We start from the raw sequence: 23475 nt of genomic DNA on the forward strand, positions 1-23475 counted from the left end.
TTCGATCACGGCACCGCATAGGGTGCAGGCATGGCGCGACCTGACGGGCGGCGGCCCGACCAACTCCGACCGGTGACCCTGACCAGGGGCTGGAGCACCCACCCGGAGGGCTCGGTCCTGGTCGAGTTCGGTGGGACCCGTGTGCTCTGCACCGCCAGCGTGACCGAGGGCGTGCCGCGCTGGCGCAAGGGCTCCGGGCTGGGCTGGGTGACGGCCGAGTACGCGATGCTGCCCCGGGCCACCAACACCCGCTCCGACCGGGAGAGCGTGAAGGGCCGGATCGGCGGGCGTACGCACGAGATCTCCCGCCTGATCGGCCGGAGCCTGCGCGCGTCGATCGACCTCAAGGCGCTCGGTGAGAACTCGGTCGTCCTCGACTGCGACGTGTTGCAGGCCGACGGCGGTACGCGCACCGCCGCCATCACCGGCGCGTACGTGGCGCTGCACGACGCGGTGACCTGGCTGGCCGCCCGCAAGGCGCTCGCCGGCAAGCCGGAGAAGGTGATGCACCGGTCGGTGGCCGCGATCAGCGTGGGCATCATCGAGGGGGAGCCCCGCCTCGACCTGGACTACGCCGAGGACGTGGCCGCCGAGGTCGACATGAACGTGGTCTGCACCGGCTCGGGGGAGTTCGTCGAGGTGCAGGGCACCGGCGAGGCGGGCGTGTTCGCCCGCGACCAGCTCGACGCGCTGCTCGACCTGGCCGTCGCCGGCTGCGTGGAACTGGCCGAAGCCCAGCGGAAGGCACTGGCATGAACAAGGTCCTGCTCGCCACCCGTAACCGCAAGAAGCTCGTCGAGCTGCAGCGGATCCTCGACGGCGCCCTCGGCGCGCACCGCGTCGCGCTGATCGGGCTGGACGACGTCGAGGAGTACCCGGAGCTGCCCGAGAGCGGCCTGACCTTCGGCGAGAACGCGCTCATCAAGGCCCGCGAGGGCTGCCGGCGCACCGGCCTGCCGACGATCGCCGACGACTCCGGGCTGGCCGTCGACGCGCTCAACGGCATGCCGGGCGTGTTCAGTGCCCGCTGGGCCGGCCGGCACGGCGACGACCGGGCCAACTACGAGCTGGTGCTGGACCAGATCGCCGACCTGCCGGACGAGCACCGGGGCGCGTCCTTCGTCTGCACGGTCGCCCTGGTGCTGCCCGGTGGCAAGGAGCACCTCGTCGACGGCCGGCAGGCCGGGCGGCTGCTGCGGGCACCGCGCGGCGAGGGCGGCTTCGGCTACGACCCGGTCTTCCTGGGCGACGGTCAGGACCGCACCAACGCCGAGCTGACGCCGCAGGAGAAGGACGCGATCAGCCACCGGGGCAAGGCGCTCCGGGAGATGGCCAAGCTCGTCGCGAAGGTCCTGCCGCCCGCCACCTGACCGGTCCGCCGCTTTCTCCCTCCCGGCCGGTGCCGGTGGCGACCCACCGGCCGGGTTCGGCCGTGCGTGGTCCCGCTGGTCAGCGGTCCGCCACTTACCGTGACGCACCCGGTGACCACCGCAATGCTTCGTGTCGCACTTTGCTCTGCACCCTCCGCCGCGCCAGGCACGGAGCGTCACCGTGTTCATACCCGACGACGACGGCCCACGAAATGAAACTCCTGCTCCCGGCCGTGGCGCGTACAAGGGTGCAGAGCAAAGTGGCGGGCGGGGACATCCTGCGCCTCCGTCGAGATCACCGACAGTGAGAAACGTCGGGTGACCGGCGTCGCGCACTGAGCGTCACTGTCCGGTGCTCCCGATCTCCCCTGGCCCGGGCCCGGAGCGGCCGACGGTCAGGAGAGCGCCCCGATCTCGTGCTCGATGGCGGTGCGCAGCTCGGGGCCGGCGACCACGGCACGGGCGGCCTCCATCAGCGGGGCGAGGAAGACGTCCGGCCCCGGTTCGCCCACCGCGCCACGGAGCGCGGCGACCGCCGCCCGGCCGGCCGGTGACGGATCCAGTGGCGCCCGCAGCTGGAGTCCGCGTACGCCGGCGAGCAGTTCCACGGCGAGCAGGCTGGTCAGGTTGTCCAGGACGGTGCGGAGCTTCTTGGTGGCCGCCCAGCCCATCGACACGTGGTCCTCCTGCATGCCGCTGGTGGGCAGCGAGTCCACCGAGGCGGGAGCGGCCAGCCGCCGGTTCTCCGCGACGATCCCGGCCGCCGTGTACTGCGCGATCATCAACCCGGAGTTGACCCCCGCGTCGGGAGACAAAAACGCGGGCAGCTCCCGGGAACGCGTGACGTCGAGCAGCCGGTCCACCCGGCGTTCGGCGATGGCACCGACCTCGGCGGCGGCGATGGCGAGGAAGTCGGCGGCGAAGCCCAACGGCGCGCCGTGGAAGTTGCCCGTCGACTCGACCCGCCCGTCCGGCAGCACCACCGGGTTGTCCACCACCGAGACCAGCTCCCGGGCGGCCACCGTGCGGACGAAGTCCAGGGTGTCCCGGGCCGCGCCGGCGACCTGCGGCGCGCAGCGCATCGAGTACGCGTCCTGCACCGCGTGCGCCAGGTCGTCGCGGTGCGAGTCCATCACCCGGGAGTCCTGGAGGAGACGGTGGATGTTCGCGGCCGACGTGGACTGCCCGGGGTGCGGGCGGATGGCGTGCAGCTCGGGCAGGAACGGTCGTTCCGAGCCGAGCATCGCCTCGATGGCCAGCGCCGCGGTCACGTCGGCCATGGTGAACAGGTGCGCGGCGTCGTGGATCGCCAGCAGCAGCATGCCGAGCATGCCGTCGGTGCCGTTGATCAGGGCCAGCCCCTCCTTGGCGGCCAGCTCGACCGGCTTGAGCCCGACCCGGTGCAGCACGTCGGCCGCCGGGAGGCGCTCGCCCGCCGGCCCGAGCACCCAGCCCTCGCCGAGCAGCACCAGCGCGCAGTGGGCCAGCGGCGCGAGGTCGCCGGATGCGCCGAGCGACCCGTGCTCCGGAACCCACGGGGTGACGTCGTGGTTGAGCAGGTCGACGAGGGCCTCGGCAACCAGCGGGCGGACCCCGGAGCGGCCCAGCGCGAGGGAGCGGACCCGCAGCAGCATCATGGCGCGGACCACCTCGCGCGGCATCGGCGCACCCACGCCGGCGGCGTGCGAGCGGATCAGCGCGTGCTGGAGTTCGGCCCGCCGCTCCGGCGCGACGAAGGTGTTCGCGAGCGCCCCGAAGCCGGTGGAGACCCCGTACACGGGTCGGCCGGCGGCCTCGATGCCGTCCACGATGGACCGGCTCGTGGCCATGGCGTCGACGGTGGCCGGGTCGAGGACGACGGTGGCGTCGCCGCGGGCCACGGCGAGAACGTCGGCGGGGGAGACCCCGGTGGGCAGGATGACTACATGCGGCATTGCGGGACTCCGTTGTGCAGGACCTGGCGGATCAGGGGAACACCGGGCCGGTAGGCCAGGTGCAGATGGGACGGGGCGTCGAGGATCACGAGGTCGGCGCGGGCGCCGGGCCGGAGCACGCCGACGTCGTCGCGGCGCAACGCCCGCGCACCGCCGGCGGTCGCGGCCCACACGGCCTCCGCCGGGGTCATCCGCATCTCGCGTACGGCGAGTGCGACGCAGAACGGCATCGACGACGTGTACGACGACCCGGGGTTGCAGTCGGTCGCCAGCGCCACGGTGACACCCGCGTCGAGCAGCCGACGGGCGTCCGGGTACGGCGAGCGGGTGGAGAACTCCGCCCCCGGCAGCAGGGTGGCGACCGTCCGCGAGCCCGCGAGCGCGTCGACGTCGGCGTCGTCGAGGTGGGTGCAGTGGTCGACGCTGGCCGCGTCCAGCTCCACCCCGAGGCGTACGCCCGGCCCGGGGCCGAGCTGGTTGGCGTGCACCCGCACACCGAGCCCGAGGGCTTGGCCGCAGGCGAGGATAGCGCGGGCGTGGTCGGCGTCGAAGGCGCCCCGCTCGCAGAACACGTCGATCCAGCGGGCGTGCGGTGCGGCGGCGGCCAGCATCGGTCCGCACACCAGTCCCACGTAGTCGTCGGGGCGGTCGGCGTACTCGGCGGGGACGACGTGCGCGCCGAGGAACGTGGTGTCCTGGCTGAACTCGGCGGCGATCCGCAGCGAGCGGGCCTCGTCGGCGACGGTGAGGCCGTACCCACTCTTGATCTCCATGGTCGTGGTGCCCTGGCGCAGCGCCTCCCCGCGCAGCCGGCCCACGGTGGTCCGCAGCTCGCCGTCGGAGGCCGCGCGGGTGGCGCCGACCGTGGTCCGGATGCCACCCCCGGTGTACGGCTCGCCGGCCATCCGGGCGGCGAACTCGGCGGCCCGGTCCCCGGCGAAGACCAGGTGGGCGTGGCTGTCCACGAAGCCGGGCAGCACCGCCGCTCCCTCCGCGTCGATCCGCCGGTCGGCGGCGGGCGCGTAGCGGGCCGGGCCGATCCACGCGACCTGGCCCTCCTCGACCAGTACGGCCACGTTCCGGCGGATCCCGAGCAGGTCGCCGGAGTCGGCGGAGTTGGTGACCAGCTCCCCGATGTTGTCCACCAGCAGGCTGCTGCTGAGCCTGATGGTTCGCTCGCTCCGCTCGCTCACGTCGTCACCGCCGCGATCGCGTCACGCAGCTCGGTCGGCACGTCGACGTCGACGTGGCGGCCGTCGCGCACCACCACCCGGCCGTCGACCACGACGTGGTGGACGTCGGCGGCCGTCGCGGCGAAGAACACCCCGACCGGCGGCACCCCGGCGGTACGGACGGAGTCCAGGCGGACGGTGACCAGGTCGGCGCGGTCGCCCACCGACAGCCGGCCGGCGTCACCCCAGCCCAGTGCGGCGTGCCCGGTGACGGTGGCGGCGGTCAGCAGGTCGTCGGCGGTGAAGTGGCCCCGCCGTCGGGTACGCAGCCGCTCGTCCAGCTCCACGGCCCGGGCCTCCTCGAAGAGATCGAGCACCGCGTGGCTGTCGCTGCCGAGGCTGAGCGGAATCCCCACGTCGGCCATCCGGCGTGCCGGCCCGATCCCGTCGGCGAGGTCCCGCTCGGTGGTGGGGCAGAGACACACGCCGGTCCGGTGGTCACCCAGCAGCGTCAGGTCCCCACTGGTCGGGTGGGTGGCGTGCACGGCCGTGGTGTGCGGCCCGAGGACGCCGTGGTCGGCGAGCAGCCCGGTCGGGGTACGGCCGTGCACCGCCCGGCAGGCGTCGTTCTCGGCGGGCTGCTCGGACAGGTGCACGTGCAGCGGTACGCCCCGGCGGTCCGCCCACCCGGCGACGGTGGCGAGCTGCTCGGCGGGCACCGCGCGTACCGAGTGGATGGCCGCGCCGAGGCGAGCGTGGGCGTTGTCCGACGGGATCGCGTCGGCGCGTTCGGCCCAGCGCAGCGCGTTCCCGTCGCCGAAGCGCCGCTGCGGCCCGGCCAGCGGCTCCCCGTCCACCGTGGACGTCAGGTAGGCGGTGTCGAGCAGCGTCAGCCGGACCCCGGCGTGCGCGGCGGCCTCGACCAGGGCGGCGCCCATCGCGTTCGGGTCGTCGTACGGGGTCCCGTCCGGGTTGTGGTGCAGGTAGTGGAACTCGCCGACGCAGGTGATCCCGGCGAGCGCCATCTCGGCGTACACGGCGCGGGCCAGGGCCAGGTAGGAGTCCGGGTCGAGGCGGGCGGCGACCGCGTACATCTGGTCGCGCCAGCTCCAGAAGTCGCCGCGCCCGGCGTGGGTGCGCCCGCGCAGCGCCCGGTGGAAGGCGTGCGAGTGGGCGTTGGCCAGCCCCGGCAGGGTGAGACCGGGCAGCCGGACCGCGTCGCCCAGCACCTCCACGCCGGCCGGCGGGCGGCTCCCCGCCGTCAGCGGCGTGACCCCGGTGATCCGCCCACCGTCGGTCTCGATCAGCACGTCCGGGGTGGGCTCGGCGTGGTCGGGCAGCCAGGCGTACTCGGCCAGCCAGCGGGTCATCGGCATGCCAGCTCCTCCAGCACCCGGGCCAGGGCGGTGACCCCGGCGGCGCAGTCGGCGTCGGTGGCCGCCTCGGCGGGCGAGTGCGACACCCCGGTCGGGTTCCGGACGAACAGCATCGCGGTGGGCACGTGCGCGGCCAGCACACCCGCGTCGTGCCCGGCGCCGGTGGGCAGCACCGGCGCGTCCAGCAGCGTCGCCAGCCGGCCGGACAGGCCGCCGTCGAACGCGACCAGCGGCGTCGCCGACTCCTCCGTCAGCGTCAGCTCCGTGCCGTCGCGTCGAGCCCGCTCAACGGCCTTGGCGTGCACCGCCTCGACCAGACCGCGCAGCGTCTCCGGCTCGGCCGCCCGGGCGTCCAGCCAGCCGGTCACCTTCGACGGGATCGCGTTGGTGGCGTTCGGCTCCACCGACACCCGGCCCACCGTGGCGTGGGCGTCGCGCAGCCGGGCCTCCTTGTTGGCGGCGAGCACCGTGAACGCGTACGTCAGCATGGGGTCGCGGCGGTCGGCCATCCGGGTCGTACCGGCGTGGTTGCCCTCGCCGTGCACGTCGAAGCGCCAGCGGCCGTGCGGCCAGATGGCGCTGGCGACCGCGACCGGCGCGTCGGCGTCGACCAACGCGCGGCCCTGCTCGACGTGCAGCTCCACGAAGGCCGCGAAGCGGCCGACCAGCTCCGGGCGGGCGCCCGCCGGCCGCCCGCCCAGCGCCTCGGCGAAGCTCACCCCGGCCGCGTCGCGCAACCCGGCCGCGCGGTCCGGTGCCATCTCGCCGGTGAGCAGCCTCGACCCCAGGCAGGGTACGCCGAAGCGCGCCCCTTCCTCCTCCACGAACGCGGCCACGGTGATCGGCCGGACCGGGGTGGCCCCGGCGGCGCGCAGCTCGTCCACCGCGAGCAGCGCGCTGACGATCCCGAGCGGCCCGTCGTACGCCCCGCCGTGCGGCACCGAGTCGAAGTGGCTGCCCGTGAGCACCGCGTCGCCGGCCTCCGGGTCGCCCCAGGTGGCGAACAGGTTGCCGTTGCCGTCCTCGGTCACCGGGAGACCCCGCGTGTCGGCCTGCTCCCGGAACCACTCCCGCAGCCGCAGCTCCGGCTCGGTCAGCGCGTACCGCAGGTACCCGCCGCTGCCGGCGTCCCGCCCGACGGGCGCGATCTCGGCCCACAGCCCCCGGAACCGGTTAGGAAGGGACCCTTCTACTACAGAATCCGTTAACAAGGGGCCCTTCCTTACGCTTCGGCCATGGGGACGCGGACGCCGGTGCGCTCGGCGACCTCGCGGGCGCCGTCGTAGCCGGCGTCGACGTGCCGGATGACGCCCATCGCCGGGTCGTTGGTGAGCACCCGCTCGATCTTCTGACCGGCCAGGGCGGTGCCGTCGGCGACGCAGACCTGCCCGGCGTGCAGCGACCGGCCGATGCCCACGCCACCACCGTGGTGGATGGACACCCACGACGCCCCGCTGGCGGTGTTGACCAGCGCGTTGAGCAGCGGCCAGTCGGCGATCGCGTCAGAGCCGTCGGCCATCGCCTCGGTCTCCCGGTACGGGCTGGCGACGCTGCCGCAGTCCAGGTGGTCCCGGCCGATGACCAGCGGCGCGGACAGTTCGCCGGAGGCGACCATCTCGTTGAACCGCACCCCGGCCTTGTCCCGCTCGCCGTAGCCGAGCCAGCAGATCCGCGCCGGCAGGCCCTGGAAGGCGACCCGTTCGCCGGCCATCCGCATCCACCGGGCCAGGGACTCGTTCTCCGGGAACAGCTCCAGGATCGCCCGGTCGGTGGCGGCGATGTCCTTCGGGTCGCCGGAGAGCGCCGCCCAGCGGAACGGGCCCTTGCCCTCGCAGAACAGCGGCCGGATGTACGCGGGCACGAAGCCGGGGAAGTCGAACGCCCGCTCGTACCCGGCGAGCTGCGCCTCACCGCGGATCGAGTTGCCGTAGTCGAACACCTCCGCGCCCGCGTCGAGGAAGCCAACCATCGCCTCGACCTGCTTCGCCATCGACGTCCGGGCCCGGTCGGTGAACTCGGCCGGCTTGGCCGCCGCGTAGTCGGCGGCGTCGGCCACCTCCACCCCGACGGGCAGGTACGACAGCGGGTCGTGCGCGCTGGTCTGGTCGGTGACGATGTCGATCTCGACGCCGCGCACCAGCAGTTCGGGGAAGACGGCCGCGGCGTTGCCGACCACGCCGACACTGAGCGCCCGCCGGTCCCGCTTCGCGGCGAGCACCCGCTCGATCGCGTCGTCCAGCGAGTCGGCGACCTCGTCCAGATAGCGGTCGTGCACGCGCCGGTCCAGCCGGGTCCGGTCCACGTCGACGATCAGGCAGGCGCCGCCGTTCATGGTGACCGCGAGCGGCTGCGCCCCACCCATTCCGCCGCAGCCGCCGGTCAGGGTCAGCGTGCCGGCGAGGGTGCCGCCGAACCGCTTCGCCGCCACGGCCGCGAACGTCTCGTACGTGCCCTGCAGGATGCCCTGGGTGCCGATGTAGATCCACGAACCGGCGGTCATCTGCCCGTACATGGTCAGGCCCAGGTGCTCGAGGCGGCGGAACTCCGGCCAGGTGGCCCAGTCGCCAACGAGGTTCGAGTTGGCCAGCAGCACCCGGGGCGCCCACTCGTGCGTGCGCATCACGCCGACCGGGCGGCCCGACTGCACCAGCATCGTCTCGTCCTCGCGCAGGTCGGTCAGCGTCCGGACCAGCGCGTGGTACGACGGCCAGTCCCGCGCGGCCTTGCCGGTGCCGCCGTAGACCACCAGGTCGTCGGGGCGCTCGGCCACCTCCGGGTCGAGGTTGTTCATGAGCATCCGCAGCGCGGCCTCCTGCGGCCAGCCACGGGCGGTGCGTTCGATGCCGCGCGCCGCGCGGACCGGGTGGGTCATTTCTGGTCTCCTCCTAACCGAGGAACAACTGACGACGGGCCGCCGAGGCTTCGAAGGCCTCCAGCCGGCGCTGGGTGTCGGCCGGGGTGGCGTCGCAGATCGCCTGCAACAGCACCATGGCCAGGGTCATCGGAGCGGTGTGCAGGTCGAAGACGAGCCGCGCGCCCACCGCGGCGGGCAGCACCACGTCGGCGTGCTCGGCGGCCGGGCTGACCGGCGAGTCGGTGATCGCCACCACGGTCAGGCCGGCGGCGCGCGCCTCGACCAGCGCGTCCAGGGTCTCCCGCGGATAGCGGGGCAGCACGAAGGTGAGCAGGGCCGTCGCCCCCGCCTCGGCGGCCTGCTCCAGGCGGTCGGCCAGCAGGCTGCCGCCGTCGTCGAGCACCCGCACGTCGGGGTGCACCTTCGCGGCGAAGTACGCGAAGTACGCGGCCAGCGGCGCGGCCGCCCGTAGGCCCAGCACCGGCAACGGCCGGCTGGCGGCGAGCAGCCGGCCGACCTCGGCGATGCGTTCCCGGTCGGCGAGCTGACCGGCGAGCCGGTCGAGGTTGGCCATCTCGGCGCGTACCGCCTGCTGGAGTGCGTTGCCGGCGTCCGCGTGCCCGTGCGCGGCGCCCACCGTCAGCTCGCGGAGGCGGCGGCGCAGTGCGGGGTAACCGTCGTGGCCGAGCGCGATCGCGAACCGGGTCACCGAGGGCTGGCTCACGCCGGCCAGCTCGGCCACCTCGGCGGCCGACAGGTACCCGACAGTCGACCCGTGCTGTACGAGGCAGTGCGCGATCCGGCGCTGGGTGGGCGTGAGCCGGACCCCCTGGAAGAGGTCCAGCACCTGCTCGGTGGGGCCCACGACAGCTCCCTCATTCATGCGAGGACTCTATGCATGAAAACTTTCACAAAGCAAACAGGGTCCTGCTGCTTCTGGCTCTCTGGCGCTACCTCAGGTCATTGCCGGGGAGCGCTCACTGCACCTTGACGACCTGGAACTCAACCGTGCCCGCACGGTTGAAGGTCAGCTGCCGGTAGCGGAACGTGTCGAAAGGTTCCTGCCACGCCACGGAGGCGGGCAGCGACATCAGCAGCGGTCCATCCGCCAGTGCCTCGGGCAGCCGGAACGTGCCGTCGTCGGTGACCACCTGGATCGCTGACCAGTCCTTCGATACGAGGTGTGCCACCGAAGCCAGGAACAGATCCGGCTGGGGGGTGTAGCGCGCGACGAGGATGTCGCCCTCATCGACCTCAGGTACCACGACAGGCGCGCCCGCCTGCACCGACTGAGTGGCAATGGTCTGTGGAGCCGAGCAGCGGTTCCGGTCGTGGTGGAGGACCGACCAACCGTCCGTGCGAGCGCCCATCCTGTAGTTGCAGACCAGCGTAAGGATGTAGCGAGGCGTGTCCCAACGAATGTTCCGACCGTCGAGTCCTGCTGTGGACTGCTGGAGCACGATCTGGTCGGCCGGCGCCTTGACGAGGGCCTCGGCGTTGAGGTTGTCCAGGTGCGAGGTGTACGCAGAGAACGACTGGAAGACCGGCATCGGGCGCCAGTCCAACGAGTAAGCCCAGGGCAGCGTCAGTTCTGACGGGTCGACGTGCACCGGGTGGCCCCGCACCTCGCTGACGATGTTCTCCGGCAGCTTGTACGTGTCGCGAGCCCACGCTCTGCTCGCCTCCGCCGTGTCCCGCCGATAGTCGTTGTTGACCAGCAACTCCATACTCTTTCGCCACTCCGTGCGAGCAAGGAAAGGGTCGTAGTTGGACAGGCTGGTGGGGACCATCAACAGTGCTGCCATCGCGGCGGCTAGCACGATCCCGGGACGCCGCGACCAGGTGGCGAAGCCGACGAGCAGGAAGCCGGCTGCGAGGTGGAACGACACCTCGTGCGGAGGGTCGTGCCGGGTGAACCCGTGCTTGAATCCGAATCCCAGCATGACGGCCGCGATCAGGACGATGCCCAGCGCGGCGACATTCTTGTGACGGAGTGCCTTGCTCAGCGCCAGAAAAGCGATGGCGAGCGCGAGTAGCCCGGCCACCAGGTAGCCGAGGACGTACTCTCCCTGCTCGATCGAAAGCGCCTCCTGATACCCGACGGATATCTCCTGAGAACCGCGGACCCACGGCACGATGTCGGCGATCCGCTGACGTGCGGTGACCCAGAGGGCCAGGAAGGTCAACTCGAACGTCGCCAGGAACGCTCCGACGCTCACGATCAGAATCCGCGGCGAAGCGACGGAGACGGCGACGATGCCGGCCACGGCCAGGAGGGCGACGCCCTCCGAGAATTTGACCTGGAGCAGGAGTGTGCCCACGGCGGTGAGAACCGCGGTCGGCAGGATGTCACGCCAGCCGTAGGCATTCCGAGCGCATCTCGCGCGCAGCGTCAGCAAGGCGAAGAGTAGACCGGCGTAGACGAGCCTGCCGCCGGGGCCGGCCGGTTCGCTCGCCACCGTGACAGCGCACGCCACCGGCCCGGCGACACCTGTTGACCACCGGAGTCGTACACACAGGTAGGCAGCGCAGTAGGTGACAACGATCGCCACCATCAGGAAGAGAAACCCCAGTGCTGCCTGGCCGCGGTCGACGTGCTGGGGCCAGTCCAGGAATCCCCACGGACCGTAGTTGAAGATGATGTCCCTGCCGAAGCGCAGGTCGTCGGAGGCCGCGAAGCCGATGGCCGCCTGCCAACTTGCGTCGAAACCGGGCGACGGCATCGCCCTGGACGGCACTCCGCCGACCAGGAACGCAAGTCCGAGCCAGACCAGGGCCGCCATGTTCGGCTTTCGCAGGACCAGATGTGTGAACGGCGGCACGTGCCCGATCCGCGTCCCGTCGGCGAGTCCTCGCACGACTCGGTCACCCGGCGGCCCGCTCCAGGACGGGGCGGGACTCGGGGTGCTGTCGGATGTGATGCTGGTCGGCCCTGTCGTCGGCACGCATCCGCCCTATGGCTCGCACATGGTAGGCGAGATCCTATCGAGTCCGAGATCGCGTCCGAAGGCTGCCTGGATGGCAGCCCCGGCCGGCCATCCGCGACCTGCCCCGGTGGTACGGCCGGCAACCGATGTCGATTCTTGAGGGGTGAAGGGTCGGGGTGAGTGATGCGGTGCGGTAGTCGGTACTATCCGCACTGCGTCGATGCGGAGGAGTGGGCATGCAGCCGGAGAGCCCCTACAGGTTCACTCATGCATTGGGCGGGTCTCCGGTGGGCAAGGCGTGGGCTGCCATCGACAACCAGGGCCGCTTCGTCACCGTGGCGGTGCTGGACGCCACCGTGGCTGCCGTTCCCGGCTGGCGCGAGGCGTTCGCCGCGATCGCGAACTCCCTGGCACAGTCCCCGGACGGACTGGCCTACACGTACGCCGACTTCGCGGCCGACGCCCCCTGGGCCGCCTACCCGTCCGAGGCGGGACCCGGCGCGGAGAAGCTCTTCCGGGCGCTCGGCGTGGAGTACACGCCGGTCCCGGCGGTGGCTCCGCCGACCTCCGCTCCGCCGGTGTCGGGCCCGCCGCAGCCGCAATCCGGCCCCTCGAGCTCCGTCTCACCTGCGGCCCTGCCCACGTCCGGCATGCCGTACGCCGCTCGGGCGGCGCAGTCGATGCCGACCCCGGAACAACCGCTGCTCGCCGCGACGCAGCCGGGCCTGGTTGCGCCGATGTCGCCGGCAACGCGCCACGCGTCCATGCCGCCGGTGCCGCACCAGGCCGACGCCTCCCTCTCGGCGTCGCCGTCGCCGCAGCCCGGGCACGATCCGTTCACAGCTACCGGCCGGCGGATCGCCCCGGTGCAGCCGGCGCGGAAGCGGCGCGGATGGATCCCCATCACCGTCGGTGCCCTGACGCTCACCTTGATCGCCGGCACCGCCGGATTCGTTCTCGGTAAGGGCAGCGAAGGCGACCCTGTGGTGGCACCTTCGTCGGCCAGCGCGCCCCTACCGCCGTACGAGGCGTCGCAGCTCGCCATTAACAAGGCGAGGTTCGAGGGCCCGTTGGCACCGCTGGCGCAGCCCTGGTTGAGCCGTATCGGCGGCTGCGTGACCTTCGACGAGGCCGGTGCCCCCAAGCTGCCGGCGGACGAGAAGGGGCATGTGGTCTGCAGGTACGGCGGCGCATGGCTGCACTTCACGCTGTACCCGGGTAAGAAGCAGAAGGACACGGCCCGCACCTACCGTCTGCAACTGAACATCTCCAACGCCGACCTGGCGCCCGGGATTGCGGGCGAGGTGACCCGGACGACCGGCGAGGTGACCAGAGCAGCCGGAAGTTACCTCGAGTACGCCTACAAGGGCGAGGACGGCCGATCGATGTGCGGCATCTGGTGGGAGCGGGACGACGTCGACGCCGCCTGGTTCCTTGAGACGTACTGCGAGGACGGTATCGGCGGCAACTGGGATGCTCTGCGGGACCTGTGGAAACGCGGCAGCTGACCGGCCGGCCGACCTGTCCCGAGTTGGTTCCTCCCGCTCGGCCGGCGGCCAACCGCAGGTCGATTCGTATCCCTGCAGGATCCCAGCGGTGACCGACCAGACTGGGAGCACGGAGCGTGCAGGACCGCTGCTCGCCGCTGGCCTCGTGGTTCTCGGGGCCTGTTTCGTGGTGTCCGGTAGGTGGGAGATGGCGCTCGCGGTCGGCGTGGGCGGCGGGCTCGCCTGGGTGCTGCTGAGCCCTGACCGGATCACGTGGGCAATTTTCCTCGTCGCATCCATGGTGCCGGTGACCATCGACTTCGGCTACCCGACCAATCCGTCCTACACCCTGCTGCTGCTTCTCTTCCTGCTGGCCGTCTGGGGGCGGCTGCATCATGCCGAGCGGGACGGGTGGCGACGGACGCCGATCGTGGCGGCAATTCTCCTGCCCCTGTGCGCGGTGCTCGCCGGAGTGGCGCATTGGCACGGTGCCAAGCCGATCGTCGTCGGGCTGGCGCCGCTCCTGTGCGTCGGTGTGCTGTGCTGGCACGTCGCCGAGGAAGCACGGCACGATCCGCAGCTGATCATACGGATCGCCCGGGCGCTCACCTGGCTCAGCGTCCCCATCGCGCTCTTCGCCAAGTACCAGACGCTCTCCCTCAGCTGGCCGATCTTCGACCAGTTCGCGTACCACTGGACCTACACGTCTGCGTTCGACGCGAGTAGGGCTGTGGGGATCTCCGGTCACCCCATCATCTACGGCACGTTCACCATGGCGATGGCTCTCGTCGCGTTGACCGTCCGAGGCCGGTACTGGTACGTGCCTCTTGTGGCCAACCTGGTGGGGCTGGTGCTCTCCGGTACGCGGAGCGCCTGGGTCGGGATCCTCCTCGCTCTCTCCTTCTGGATGCTCTTCCAGTGGCGCAGGATCTCGTGGAGAGCCTTGGGAACCACGCTCGCCGTCGCGGCGGCAACGGCCGCGGTCGTGGCAGCCAAGCCACCAGTCTCGTTCCTTACCACCAGCCCGCCGCCGGGACCACAATTGGTCGCTGTCGCGCCAGCTCCGTCCACTGCCGGTGCCGGTGCCGGTGCCGCTGCCGACCCTGCCACGCCGGTGGCGAGCCCCACGAGCAGCGGCGACCCCATCGATGTGACCGAGTCGCGCCTCTCGGACTCGGCCAGTGCGGACGCGCGCCTGACCCGTATCCGAGTGATCTGGGACGGCATCACTGCCGACTGGTCCACCGTCGTGTTCGGCAATGGGCCCGAGGCCAGCGTGCGGTTCCTGGAGAACGTCGGCATCGGTGACGGCGAGGCGGAGGTCTTCGACAACACCTACCTGTCGTTCTGGTACAACTTCGGGCTGATCGGGCTGGCCTGCCTGCTGGCGCTCCTGCTGATGGTCTTCTGGCGCTTCCGGTCGCTGCCGGCGCGCGTGCTTCTGATCGGTCTCGCGGCGCAGGTGTTCTTCTTCGACGTCTGGCTCTGGCTGGGGGCGGTCGCCGTGTTCGTCCTGGCGGTGGCCCTGGGCGCTGCGAACGGTCCGGCGTCGGCGAGCCAAGCTCCGCCGGGCCCGCCCTTCGGGAGACGCCAGCCGGAACAGCAGGCGACGCCGGGGAGGTAGGGGGACCGACTCCCCGCCACCCCCGGCCTCGACCATGGCGGTGCACACCTCGCGACCTGTCGCGGAACGCTGCCAGATGGGCGAACCGCCGCGGTCACCACGTCGACGCTGGCCCTGCTGGCGTAGGGGGCGGCTCGAACGCAGTCGGCTGTGCCGGCACCGGCGACCCGATCAGGCGGGCCGCCTCCCGGTGACGTCGGGCGGCCGGCGGCAACCCGAGCACGAACTCGGGGAACATGCCGAAGAAGGTCCGGGCGCTCTGCAACTCCAGCGTGTGCGCGCGGGACCACTGGAATGAGTTCGTCGCGCGGGCCCAGTGGTGGGTCCAGCGGACGTCGCCGAGCAGGACGACGGGCATGCCGTGCCGCCATGCGCGCAGCCCGAGCTCGTGGTCCTCGTAGTAGAGGAAGAACTTCTCGTTCCACCCGCCGAACCCGACGAAGTCCGCGGTGCGGGCGGCGACCGCGGCGCCCATGACCCAGGCGACGTAGACCGCCTCGCCGGGCTCCGCCACCACCCGGTACGACGCGTGCATCCGGGACAGCGGCCAAACCTTCCGGTTGCCCAGCTTGGCCGTGGCGTACGGCAGGCCACGGCCGTTGGGCTGCGCGATCCCGTCCGTCGCCAGCAGTTGGGGAGCGACCAGGCCGCCGTGCGCGTCGAGGTGCCGCTGCAGTACGTCGAAGCCGTCCGGGCGGATCTCGAGGTCCGGGTTGGCGAACAGGACGTACTCACCGGCGGCCCGCCGCACGCCGATGTTGTTGGCCTTGGAGAAGCCGACGTTCTCCGCGAGCCGGATCACCCGGGCGCCCAACTGCTCGGCGACGGCGACGGAGTCGTCGGCCGAACCGTTGTCCACGACAATCCACTCAGACGCCTTCTCACCCCGCCAGCACCGGCGCAGCGTGTCCGCCGAGTTGAAGGTGACCGTCACGACACTCCACTGGTGTCCTGCCATCATGCTCTCCGAGGTTTCAGATAGCCGAACAGGGATGCAAAGCCGAACCGCTTGCCCGTCCACTGCCGCCGGGCGGCCGGGGCCTCCAGCAGGCCGCGTCCCACTCCCCGCAGGAACGGCCGCAGCAGCCCCTGACTGGCGCGCCGGGCACCCAGGGCCAGGTGCGCCAACGCGAGGAGCGGTACCGCCACGAGCATCAGCGGCCAGGTGAAGGTCCGGGCCGCGACCAGGAGACGGTTGCGGGCCAGGAGGAAGGCGCGGAACCCCTGGAGTTTGTCGTCGCCTTCGACGCTGTGGCTACCGGCGTGCGGGAGCATGACGTCCAGCCGGCGGGTACGCAGGCCGGCCGCGTAGAGCCGGAAGGCGAGGTCGGCGTCCTCGCCCCAGGCGAACAGGTGCTCGTAGAACCCGCCGAAGCGCCGGTACAGCACGGTTGGGAAGACGGCCGCGCCGCCGGACGGACCCAGCGGCCCCCGCGCCACCGTCGCCGACCGGTCGATGAAGAGGGAGACCGGGTGCAGGTCGATGCCGACGTATTCGCCGCCGTGCATGGCCAGGCCGACCGCGATCGGGGCCTCCGGGTCCTCCGCGACGGCGGCGAGGAGCCGGGCCAGCGCGTCCTCCGGTAGCCACACGTCGGGATTCAGCAGCAGCACGTGGCTGGTCCCCACGGCCGCCACGGCGCGGTTGCAGCCCGCCGCGAAGCCCGGGTTCGACGAGTCGGGGAGGTACGCGTACCGGTCGTCCAGACAGCCGGCGATGACCTTCGCGCACGCGTCCTCGGGCCAGTTGTCGGCGAAGACGAACCGCACCGGCAGCCCGTCGGCGGCGCGTACCCACGTCGGGAGCGTCTCGGCGAGCATGTCACCGGACCGGTAGAGGACCGTGACGATCGTCAGCGTCTGCGCCACTCGGGCACCACTCTCATCGCTCATCCATCAAGGTGGTCACGTGCGGGTGATTGAACAGGGCGACGGCGTGCTGGTCGCAGCAGCGACCGGTAGAGGCTCTGCCACCGGTCCACGCACCGATCGAAGGCGTATTCCTTGGCGTACCAGTCCGCGACGCTGTGGCGCTGCTCCGGCGTCGCGGCCGCGACGGCCTGGCGGATCGCGGTCACGATCGACGCGGGAACCAGGTCGGTCCGGAACGCCAGGGTTCCGGCCGCGTGTCTCGTGATCTCCGCCAGGCCGCCCGCACCCGAGTGGACCACCGGTACGCCCAGCGACATCGCTTCGAGGGCGCTCAGTCCGAAGGCCTCCACCCGGGACGGCACCACGAGGCAGTCCAGTTGCCGCAGGAAATCGGCGGCGTCGACGCGGCCGACGAGTTCGAGATTCGGTCGGGCGTCGAGGGCGAGGGCTCCGCTGCCGGCAACCTTGACGTCCGCGTCCGTCATGCGTGACGCGACCTCCGGCAGCAGGTCCACTCCCTTCTCGGGTTCGATTCGGCCCAGGTAACCGATCACGAGGCGACGGGACGGTGCCGGTGGTCGCGCCGATGCCGGAGCCGGCCAGGCGGTCGGCAGTGGGTTGGGGATGAGGTGGACGTTCTTGACACGGCCGCGTTCGCGCAGCTCATCGGCCTCGAACTGGGACACCGCCACGCTCGCGTGCGGACGGAGGCGACGCATGACCAGATCGAGCGTGATGTTGGACTGGACGGCGGCCTTGCGGCTGAGTGACGGTGCCGTGTCGCGGAACTGCCACAGGCTGGTGTGCATGGTGACCACCAACGGAGTGCGGCGACGCTGGGCGACCAACGCGGCTCGGCAGTGCATCGCAGCCGACAGCAGGTGGGCGCAGACGACGTCCGGCTTGACCTCGTCGATGGTGCGCCGGAGCGCTCGCGCGTAGTCCAGGTCGATCCGGCTGGCGGCGCTGAGGTTCACCCAGGGCACTCCGGAGGCCCGCAGCGCGGCGCCCACCTCGTCGTCGGAAGAGGCGGCGATGACGTCGACGCCCGTCCGAGCATGGGCGGGGATGATCTCGGTCAGGATCCGCTCCGCGCCACCGAACTGCCGACGCCCCGAGCCGCCGGTGGTGCACACGAACATGACCTTCATCGCGCGCGTAGTCCTTGCAGGGCGCCCCTGGCTGTCGCCCGCCGCTTCGGGTTCGGGCCGACCGCCGCCCGCAGCATCACCCCGAGGGCGAAGGCGGCCCCCGCCACCTGGCCGCGTCGACCGGCCATGTCGCGGGTGGCCCGGATGAACTCGCGCGTGCGGCGCCGGGAGATCTCCTCCTCGGACCAGCGGCGCCTGGCCGTGGCGTCGTCCTCATGCATGATCACCGCGTCGGGCAGGTAAGCCACGCGCAGGCCCCGCTGTCGTACCGCCCAGCAGAGGCGCATGTCCTCGCCGTAGAAGAAGGACGTCTCGTCGACACCACCTATCGCGTCGAGGGTGCTCCGGCGTAGTGCCACGAACGGGCCGGTCAACCAGTCCGCCTTCGTCGGCTCGGCGATGATCCGCAAGCTTGGTACCACCAGGCTCAGGCCGGTGGCGTGGGCGATCCCCACGCGCACGCTCAGGAAGCGGCCACCCTCGGTCTGGGGAACCCCGGTCGGGGTGACGACGCCGGGAAAGGCGGCACCCACCGTGCGATCCTCGAGGGCGGTGAGCAGACGCTCGACAGCACCCTCGTGGACGACGATGTCGTTGTTCGACAGGATCACGTGGGACCGAGTGGTGTGGCGGACGCCGAGGTTCATTCCCCGGGCGTAGCCGAGGTTCGCCCCCGACTGAACATATCGGACACCCCGCTGCGCACAGAATTCACTCAGTGCCTTGCGGATGGGCTCGGAGCTTCCATTGTCGACGACGACGATCTCCGCCTCGGCAGGCAGCGACAGGACACAGACGCGGGTGCGCTCGAAGTCCTCCCAGGCGAGAACCACAATGGAGACATCCAACTCAAACCGTCCCAGAATGACGCGGCTGCGACTGTCGCAGGCTCGCACGTGAGGCCAAGGCGTGGACGGCGTAGGCGAGCGACGAGGCAAGTGCCGCTCCGACCACGCCGGCCAACGGGATGACGGCCAGGTAGATGGGTATGGCGATGGCCAGCGTGAGAAGGGCCACCCTGGTCGGGGCCCGCTCGCCGCGCTCCTTGAGCAGAACCGAACTCCAGGTCTTGCCGGCACCGGTGGCCAGCGCCCCGGGCAGGAGACAGATCCCGAGGACCCAGGCGTCCTGATATTCCGGCTGCAGGAGACCCAGCACCGCGAGCCCGCCGACAGCGGCCAGGGCGACCGGCAGCGCTGCCCGGACGACCGGTCCAGCCCGATGCGACAGCGGGTCGCCGTCGCGGCCGGCCAGGATCCTCTGGGCCCGTACGACGGCTCCGGCCTGCGCGAACTCCAGCGCCGCGACCGCCAGCGCGTAGACGCCGAGCGGTCCGGCGCCCACGAACCGCGCCACCAGGATCTGGTTGAACCGCAGGGTCATCATCTGGGCGAAGATGCCCGTGTGCAGGTGTCCCACCGCGAGCACGTCGGCGCGGTAGTCCGGGCCGGTGGCCGTCGGTGCCGGTGCCGGGCCCACCCGTCGGACCATCCGCAGCACCAGTCCGCAGACCGCCACCGCGCTCAGCCACTGGATCGCGAGCCACACGACACTCCACACCGTACCGTCGAGGCGTCCGGACGCGTAGAGCGCGGCATACCCACCGACCAGGACCGCGCCGCTCACCGCGCGCAGGGTGTAGACGAGCCGGAAGCTGCTCTGCCGCAGCGCGACCGACGACACCGTGTTGAAGACGGTCAGGCCGGCCGCCGCCCCCACCCCGACGAGGTGGCTGCCGACGCCGGCCACCGTGGTGAGCAGCGCGGCGGCGACCGCGGAGAGCAGGACCGAAGCTCCGAACATCGTGAGGATCCAGGCCCGACCCCGGGAGAAGATCCAGCCGGCTGGCCGGGACAGCAGGAAGGTGTCCAGCGAGAGGCCCCCGACGGCGGCGCCCAGCGTCGCGCTCACCATGTTCGCGGAGAGTTCACCGCGTTCCGCCGCCGGTAGCGTCACCGACACGACCGCCGCGAGGCCGGTCAGAGCGAGCGCGACGAGGTAGAGACGTTCGGGTGCGACGAGCCGCCGCAGCAGGGGCGGCGGGCGGCGGCCGGGAGGTGGCTCCGGGCCGGAACCGGGCGACGGTCGAGCAGCGTTGACCAACGACACGCCGTCACTCGCCTCCCCAGGTGATACGAGACAGGTACGAAAGCCCCATGTCGCTGGCATTTTCTACCGAACCGTCTTGTCGCCCGCAATCAGCCGGGAGGCTCGTTCGAGCCCCGGTACACGGGTCAGTGCTGGTGTGCCGTCGTGGCCGACCGCAGGCTGTCCGTGTAGGCATGGCACCTCTCGTAGACAGGCAGCAGGCCGGAGTCGCGTGCCCGGGCCAAGCTGGGCGCGGCGTCGTCCCGGGCCGACAGCAGCGGTGCCGCGACCGGCCACTCGATCGCCAGTTGCGGGTCGAGGGGGTGGACGGCGTGCTCGGCGGTGGGGTCGTAGGTGGTGGAGCAGAGGTAGCTCAGGGTGGCGTGGTCGGTCAGCGCGCAGAAGCCGTGCCCGAGACCCTCGCTGAGGTAGACGGCGCGGCGGTCGACGTCGTCGAGCCGGACCGCCTCCCACCGCCCGAAGGTCGGCGAGCCGACCCGGACGTCCACCACCACGTCGAGGACGCTGCCCCGCACGCAGGTCACGTACTTGGCCTGGCCCGGCGGGACGTCGGCGAAGTGGATGCCACGGACGACACCCCGCGCGGAGACGGAGAGGTTGCCCTGGGCGAGCCGGAGCGGATGCCCGACCGCGCCGGCCAGCCGGTCGAACCGGTACCACTCCAGGAACAGCCCACGTGGGTCGCCGTGCTGCTCCGGGGTGATCTCCCAGGCGCCCTCGACGCCCAGTTCACGAAGCTTCACCGGACGACCGCCTGGTACGGCTCGGCCAGCAGCCCGAGCAGGTACTCGCCGTAGCCGCTCCTGGTCAGCGCCACCGCCAACGCGTGCAGCTGCTCGTCGTCGACCAGGCCGGCCCGCCAGCAGACCTCCTCGATGCAGCCGATCTTCATCCCCTGGCGTTCCTCGATCACCCGCACGAACTCAGCGGCCTGCACCATCGACGTGAACGTCCCGGTGTCCAGCCAGGCGGTGCCGCGATCCAGCACCGTCACCGACAGCTCACCGGCCTTCAGGTACGCCGCGTTGACCGCGGTGATCTCCAGCTCGCCCCGCTCGCTGGGCGTCAGGCCGCGGGCGATCTCGACCACCCGGTTGTCGTAGAAGTAGAGGCCGGGCACCGCGTAGCGGGACTTCGGCTTCTCCGGCTTCTCCTCGATCGAGAGCACCCGGCCGTCGGGGTCGAACTCGACGACGCCGTAGGCGGCCGGATCGGCCACCGGGTACGCGAACACCCGGCCCCCCACCGGCTCGCCCTCGGCGGCGAGCTGCCGGCCCAGGCCGACACCGTGGAAGATGTTGTCGCCCAGGATCAGGGCCACCGACTCGTCGCCGATGAAGTCCGCCCCCAGCACGAACGCCTGCGCGATGCCCTCCGGGCGGGCCTGGGTCGCGTACTCGAGCCGCAGGCCCCACTGGCTGCCGTCGGCGAGCAGCCGCTGGAACTGGCTCTGGTCCTCCGGCGTGGTGATCACCAGGATCTCCCGCACCCCGGCCATCACCAGGGTGGACAGTGGATAGTAGATCATCGGTTTGTCGAAGACCGGCATCAACTGCTTGGAGACCGCCCGGGTGATCGGCCAGAGCCGGGAGCCCGTGCCGCCAGCGAGAAGGATTCCACGCACGACGGGAGACTACCGGTGTCGATGCGAACCCGGGGTCCCGTGAACGGCTCCGGGCTGACCGCTGTTCGCGTACACTCCACGACCCGTGAGGATTCTCGTCACCGGCGGGGCCGGCTTCATCGGGTCGGAGTACGTGCGGATGCTCCTGGGCGTGCCCGGTGGCGGGGCCGGGGTGCCCGCGCTCGATCCGGCCGGCGTCACCGTGCTCGACGCGCTGACCTACTCGGGCAACCGTGCCAACCTGGCTCCGGTGGCCGAGGACCCCCGGCTGCGGTTCGTACGGGGGGACATCCGCGACGCCGCCCTGGTCGACGAGGTCGTCGCCGGTCACGACGTGATCGTCCACTTCGCCGCCGAGTCGCACGTCGACCGGTCGATCGCCGGCGCGGCGCCCTTCGTCACGACCAACGTGCTCGGCACCCAGACCCTGCTCGACGCCGCGCTGCGACACGGCACCTCCCGTTTCGTGCACGTCTCCACCGACGAGGTGTACGGAAGCATCGACGAGGGATCCTGGACGGAGACCTGGCCGCTGTCGCCCAACTCGCCGTACTCCGCGTCCAAGGCCGGCTCGGACCTGCTGGCGTTGGCCTACCACCGCACGCACGGCATGGACGTGGTCGTCACCCGCTGCTCGAACAACTACGGGCCCCACCAGTTCCCGGAGAAGCTCGTCCCGCTGTTCGTCACCAACCTGCTCGACGGTGGGACCGTGCCGCTGTACGGCGACGGCGGCAACGTCCGTGACTGGCTGCACGTGCACGACCACTGTCGAGGTGTCGCGATGGTGCAGCTCGGAGGCCGTGCCGGCGAGGTCTACCACATCGGTGGCGGCACGGAGTTGACCAACCGGGAGCTCACCGGCCGGCTGCTGGCGGCCTGCGACGCCGGGTGGGACCGGGTCCTACCGGTCGCCGACCGTAAGGGACACGACCGCCGCTACTCACTCGACATCAGCAAGATCAGCAGTGAACTCGGATACGCGCCGAGCATCGACCTCGACCGGGGCCTCGCCCAGACGGTGCGGTGGTACCGGGACAACCGGGCCTGGTGGGAGCCGCTGAAGTCCGCCGGTGCGCCGCCGGCCACGCGATGAGCCGTGTGCTGGTCACCGGTGCCGGCGGGATGCTCGGCCGGGACCTGCTGTCCGTTCTGCGCCCGCGAAGGGACCTGACGGTCACGGCCGCGACGCGCGCCGAGCTCGACATCACCGACCCCGAGGCGGTGCGGCGCGCCGTCGCCGGGCACGACCTGGTGGTCAACACGGCGGCGTGGACCGACGTGGACGGCGCCGAGGCCGAGGAGGAGGCGGCCACGGCGGTGAACGGCGGGGCCGTCGGCCACCTGGCCGGTGCCTGCGCCGCGGTCGGCGCCCGGATGATCCACATCTCGACCGACTACGTGTTCCGCGGGGACGGTGCCGATCCGTATCCGGAGGACGCCGTTCCCGCCCCGGTCAACGCGTACGGACGCAGCAAGCTCGTGGGAGAACTGGCGGTGACCCGGCTGCTGCCCGACACGGGCTACGTCGTACGCACCGCGTGGCTGTACGGCGAACACGGGCGCAACTTCGTCGCGACCATGCTGCGGCTGGCCGGCGAGCGGGACCGGCTCGACGTGGTCGACGACCAGCGCGGACAACCGACCTGGTCGTACGCGTTGGCGGAGCAGCTGGTGGCGCTCGCCGACGCGGCCCGCACCGGCGTCGCCGCCCCCGGGATCTACCACGGGACCACGTCGGGCGAGACCACCTGGTACGGGCTCGCCCGCGCCGTGTTCGACCAGCGCGGTCTCGACCCAGACCGGATCCGCCCGACCACGAGCGACCGCTTCCGCCGTCCCGCGCCCCGGCCCTCGTACAGCGTCCTCGCGCACGGCCGCTGGGGCGAGGCGGGCCTGCCACCGCTGGCGGACTGGCACTCGACCCTCGTCCGGGCGCTGAGCCGGTACTGACGCGCGCCTCGGGCGGGGTTCC

Annotated in this window: 20 protein-coding genes; 6 read left to right on the forward strand and 14 right to left on the reverse strand. The window is 71.7% G+C overall.

Going from position 1 to position 23475, the window contains the following annotated elements; all coding sequences use genetic code 11:
* The first annotated feature begins 30 nt into the window (after nt 1-30).
* Nucleotides 31-756: a ribonuclease PH gene (gene rph / locus ACTMSW_RS02730; protein ID WP_441178810.1), complete on the forward strand. Its 726-nt coding sequence runs from the start codon at nt 31-33 to the stop codon at nt 754-756.
* Nucleotides 753-1370 carry an RdgB/HAM1 family non-canonical purine NTP pyrophosphatase gene (gene rdgB, locus ACTMSW_RS02735; protein WP_441178811.1) on the forward strand — a complete coding sequence of 206 codons (618 nt, stop codon included), beginning with the start codon at nt 753-755 and terminating at the stop codon, nt 1368-1370. The genes rph and rdgB overlap by 4 nt, the downstream gene beginning before the upstream one ends.
* A gap of 395 nt (nt 1371-1765) precedes the next feature.
* Here rdgB and hutH read toward each other — a convergent pair whose 3' ends face one another.
* The 7 genes from hutH to ACTMSW_RS02770 all read right to left on the reverse strand — a co-directional run bounded on the left by hutH (nt 1766) and on the right by ACTMSW_RS02770 (nt 11564).
* Nucleotides 1766-3304 (reverse strand): histidine ammonia-lyase, encoded by a 1539-nt coding sequence (gene hutH / locus ACTMSW_RS02740; RefSeq protein WP_441178812.1) that lies wholly within the window; start codon nt 3302-3304, stop codon nt 1766-1768.
* On the reverse strand, nt 3292-4473 hold the full coding sequence (hutI, locus tag ACTMSW_RS02745; protein WP_441179049.1) for an imidazolonepropionase: 1182 nt from the start codon (nt 4471-4473) through the stop codon (nt 3292-3294). The genes hutH and hutI overlap by 13 nt, the downstream gene beginning before the upstream one ends.
* Before the next feature lie 20 nt (nt 4474-4493).
* On the reverse strand, nt 4494-5846 hold the full coding sequence (locus ACTMSW_RS02750; protein WP_441179050.1) for a formimidoylglutamate deiminase: 1353 nt from the start codon (nt 5844-5846) through the stop codon (nt 4494-4496).
* Nucleotides 5843-7063, reverse strand: coding sequence for an allantoate amidohydrolase (locus ACTMSW_RS02755; protein ID WP_441178813.1), 1221 nt, complete (start codon nt 7061-7063; stop codon nt 5843-5845). The genes ACTMSW_RS02750 and ACTMSW_RS02755 overlap by 4 nt, the downstream gene beginning before the upstream one ends.
* An 11-nt stretch (nt 7064-7074) precedes the next feature.
* Entirely contained in the window at nt 7075-8724 is a 1650-nt protein-coding gene (gene hutU / locus ACTMSW_RS02760; protein WP_441178814.1) for a urocanate hydratase, read from the reverse strand.
* 13 nt (nt 8725-8737) lie between these two features.
* Complete coding sequence (locus ACTMSW_RS02765; protein ID WP_441178815.1) at nt 8738-9589, reverse strand: MurR/RpiR family transcriptional regulator; 852 nt, start codon at nt 9587-9589, stop codon at nt 8738-8740.
* Nucleotides 9590-9683: 94 nt separating this feature from the next.
* Nucleotides 9684-11564: a hypothetical protein gene (locus tag ACTMSW_RS02770; protein ID WP_441178816.1), complete on the reverse strand. Its 1881-nt coding sequence runs from the start codon at nt 11562-11564 to the stop codon at nt 9684-9686.
* Nucleotides 11565-11869: 305 nt separating this feature from the next.
* On the opposite strand from ACTMSW_RS02770, the gene ACTMSW_RS02775 reads away from it, so the two are divergent.
* Together ACTMSW_RS02775 and ACTMSW_RS02780 are read left to right on the forward strand one after the other, a co-directional pair.
* Nucleotides 11870-13141: a hypothetical protein gene (locus tag ACTMSW_RS02775; RefSeq protein WP_441178817.1), complete on the forward strand. Its 1272-nt coding sequence runs from the start codon at nt 11870-11872 to the stop codon at nt 13139-13141.
* A gap of 88 nt (nt 13142-13229) precedes the next feature.
* Complete coding sequence (locus tag ACTMSW_RS02780; protein WP_441178818.1) at nt 13230-14744, forward strand: O-antigen ligase family protein; 1515 nt, start codon at nt 13230-13232, stop codon at nt 14742-14744.
* Between the two features lie 94 nt (nt 14745-14838).
* Here ACTMSW_RS02780 and ACTMSW_RS02785 read toward each other — a convergent pair whose 3' ends face one another.
* From ACTMSW_RS02785 to rfbA, 7 genes are all read right to left on the reverse strand, one after another.
* The gene (locus tag ACTMSW_RS02785) at nt 14839-15705 is read right to left on the reverse strand and encodes a glycosyltransferase (protein WP_441178819.1); all 867 of its coding nucleotides are present in this window, start codon (nt 15703-15705) and stop codon (nt 14839-14841) included.
* A complete protein-coding gene (locus ACTMSW_RS02790; protein WP_441178820.1) occupies nt 15702-16637 on the reverse strand; it encodes a glycosyltransferase family 2 protein in 936 nt (311 codons plus the stop codon). Before ACTMSW_RS02790 ends, ACTMSW_RS02785 begins: the two co-directional genes overlap by 4 nt.
* Nucleotides 16634-17767: a glycosyltransferase family 4 protein gene (locus ACTMSW_RS02795; protein WP_441178821.1), complete on the reverse strand. Its 1134-nt coding sequence runs from the start codon at nt 17765-17767 to the stop codon at nt 16634-16636. Before ACTMSW_RS02795 ends, ACTMSW_RS02790 begins: the two co-directional genes overlap by 4 nt.
* On the reverse strand, nt 17764-18663 hold the full coding sequence (locus ACTMSW_RS02800) for a glycosyltransferase (RefSeq protein ID WP_441178822.1): 900 nt from the start codon (nt 18661-18663) through the stop codon (nt 17764-17766). The genes ACTMSW_RS02795 and ACTMSW_RS02800 overlap by 4 nt, the downstream gene beginning before the upstream one ends.
* Complete coding sequence (locus ACTMSW_RS02805; protein ID WP_441178823.1) at nt 18617-19876, reverse strand: lipopolysaccharide biosynthesis protein; 1260 nt, start codon at nt 19874-19876, stop codon at nt 18617-18619. Before ACTMSW_RS02805 ends, ACTMSW_RS02800 begins: the two co-directional genes overlap by 47 nt.
* A 125-nt stretch (nt 19877-20001) precedes the next feature.
* Nucleotides 20002-20619 (reverse strand): dTDP-4-dehydrorhamnose 3,5-epimerase family protein, encoded by a 618-nt coding sequence (locus ACTMSW_RS02810; protein ID WP_441178824.1) that lies wholly within the window; start codon nt 20617-20619, stop codon nt 20002-20004.
* On the reverse strand, nt 20616-21500 hold the full coding sequence (rfbA, locus tag ACTMSW_RS02815) for a glucose-1-phosphate thymidylyltransferase RfbA (protein ID WP_441178825.1): 885 nt from the start codon (nt 21498-21500) through the stop codon (nt 20616-20618). The genes ACTMSW_RS02810 and rfbA overlap by 4 nt, the downstream gene beginning before the upstream one ends.
* Before the next feature lie 85 nt (nt 21501-21585).
* Between rfbA and rfbB the strand changes: the two genes are divergently transcribed.
* Both rfbB and rfbD read left to right on the forward strand, forming a co-directional pair.
* Complete coding sequence (rfbB, locus tag ACTMSW_RS02820) at nt 21586-22596, forward strand: dTDP-glucose 4,6-dehydratase (RefSeq protein ID WP_441178826.1); 1011 nt, start codon at nt 21586-21588, stop codon at nt 22594-22596.
* Nucleotides 22593-23453: a dTDP-4-dehydrorhamnose reductase gene (gene rfbD / locus ACTMSW_RS02825; RefSeq protein WP_441178827.1), complete on the forward strand. Its 861-nt coding sequence runs from the start codon at nt 22593-22595 to the stop codon at nt 23451-23453. The genes rfbB and rfbD overlap by 4 nt, the downstream gene beginning before the upstream one ends.
* Nucleotides 23454-23475 lie beyond the last annotated feature (22 nt).

The sequence above is a fragment of the Micromonospora sp. BQ11 genome, from assembly GCF_052068135.1.
Classification (GTDB): domain Bacteria; phylum Actinomycetota; class Actinomycetes; order Mycobacteriales; family Micromonosporaceae; genus Micromonospora.

What these genes read in the sequence shown, in the direction of transcription:
- rph (WP_441178810.1), top strand. Translation starts at nt 31, where the DNA reads ATGGCGCGACCTGACGGGCGGCGGCCCGACCAACTCCGACCGGTGACC.
- rdgB (WP_441178811.1), top strand. Translation starts at nt 753, where the DNA reads ATGAACAAGGTCCTGCTCGCCACCCGTAACCGCAAGAAGCTCGTCGAG.
- hutH (WP_441178812.1), bottom strand. Translation starts at nt 3,304, where the DNA reads ATGCCGCATGTAGTCATCCTGCCCACCGGGGTCTCCCCCGCCGACGTT.
- ACTMSW_RS02750 (WP_441179050.1), bottom strand. Translation starts at nt 5,846, where the DNA reads ATGACCCGCTGGCTGGCCGAGTACGCCTGGCTGCCCGACCACGCCGAG.
- hutU (WP_441178814.1), bottom strand. Translation starts at nt 8,724, where the DNA reads ATGACCCACCCGGTCCGCGCGGCGCGCGGCATCGAACGCACCGCCCGT.
- ACTMSW_RS02765 (WP_441178815.1), bottom strand. Translation starts at nt 9,589, where the DNA reads ATGAATGAGGGAGCTGTCGTGGGCCCCACCGAGCAGGTGCTGGACCTC.
- ACTMSW_RS02775 (WP_441178817.1), top strand. Translation starts at nt 11,870, where the DNA reads ATGCAGCCGGAGAGCCCCTACAGGTTCACTCATGCATTGGGCGGGTCT.
- ACTMSW_RS02785 (WP_441178819.1), bottom strand. Translation starts at nt 15,705, where the DNA reads ATGATGGCAGGACACCAGTGGAGTGTCGTGACGGTCACCTTCAACTCG.
- ACTMSW_RS02790 (WP_441178820.1), bottom strand. Translation starts at nt 16,637, where the DNA reads ATGAGCGATGAGAGTGGTGCCCGAGTGGCGCAGACGCTGACGATCGTC.
- ACTMSW_RS02795 (WP_441178821.1), bottom strand. Translation starts at nt 17,767, where the DNA reads ATGAAGGTCATGTTCGTGTGCACCACCGGCGGCTCGGGGCGTCGGCAG.
- rfbD (WP_441178827.1), top strand. Translation starts at nt 22,593, where the DNA reads ATGAGCCGTGTGCTGGTCACCGGTGCCGGCGGGATGCTCGGCCGGGAC.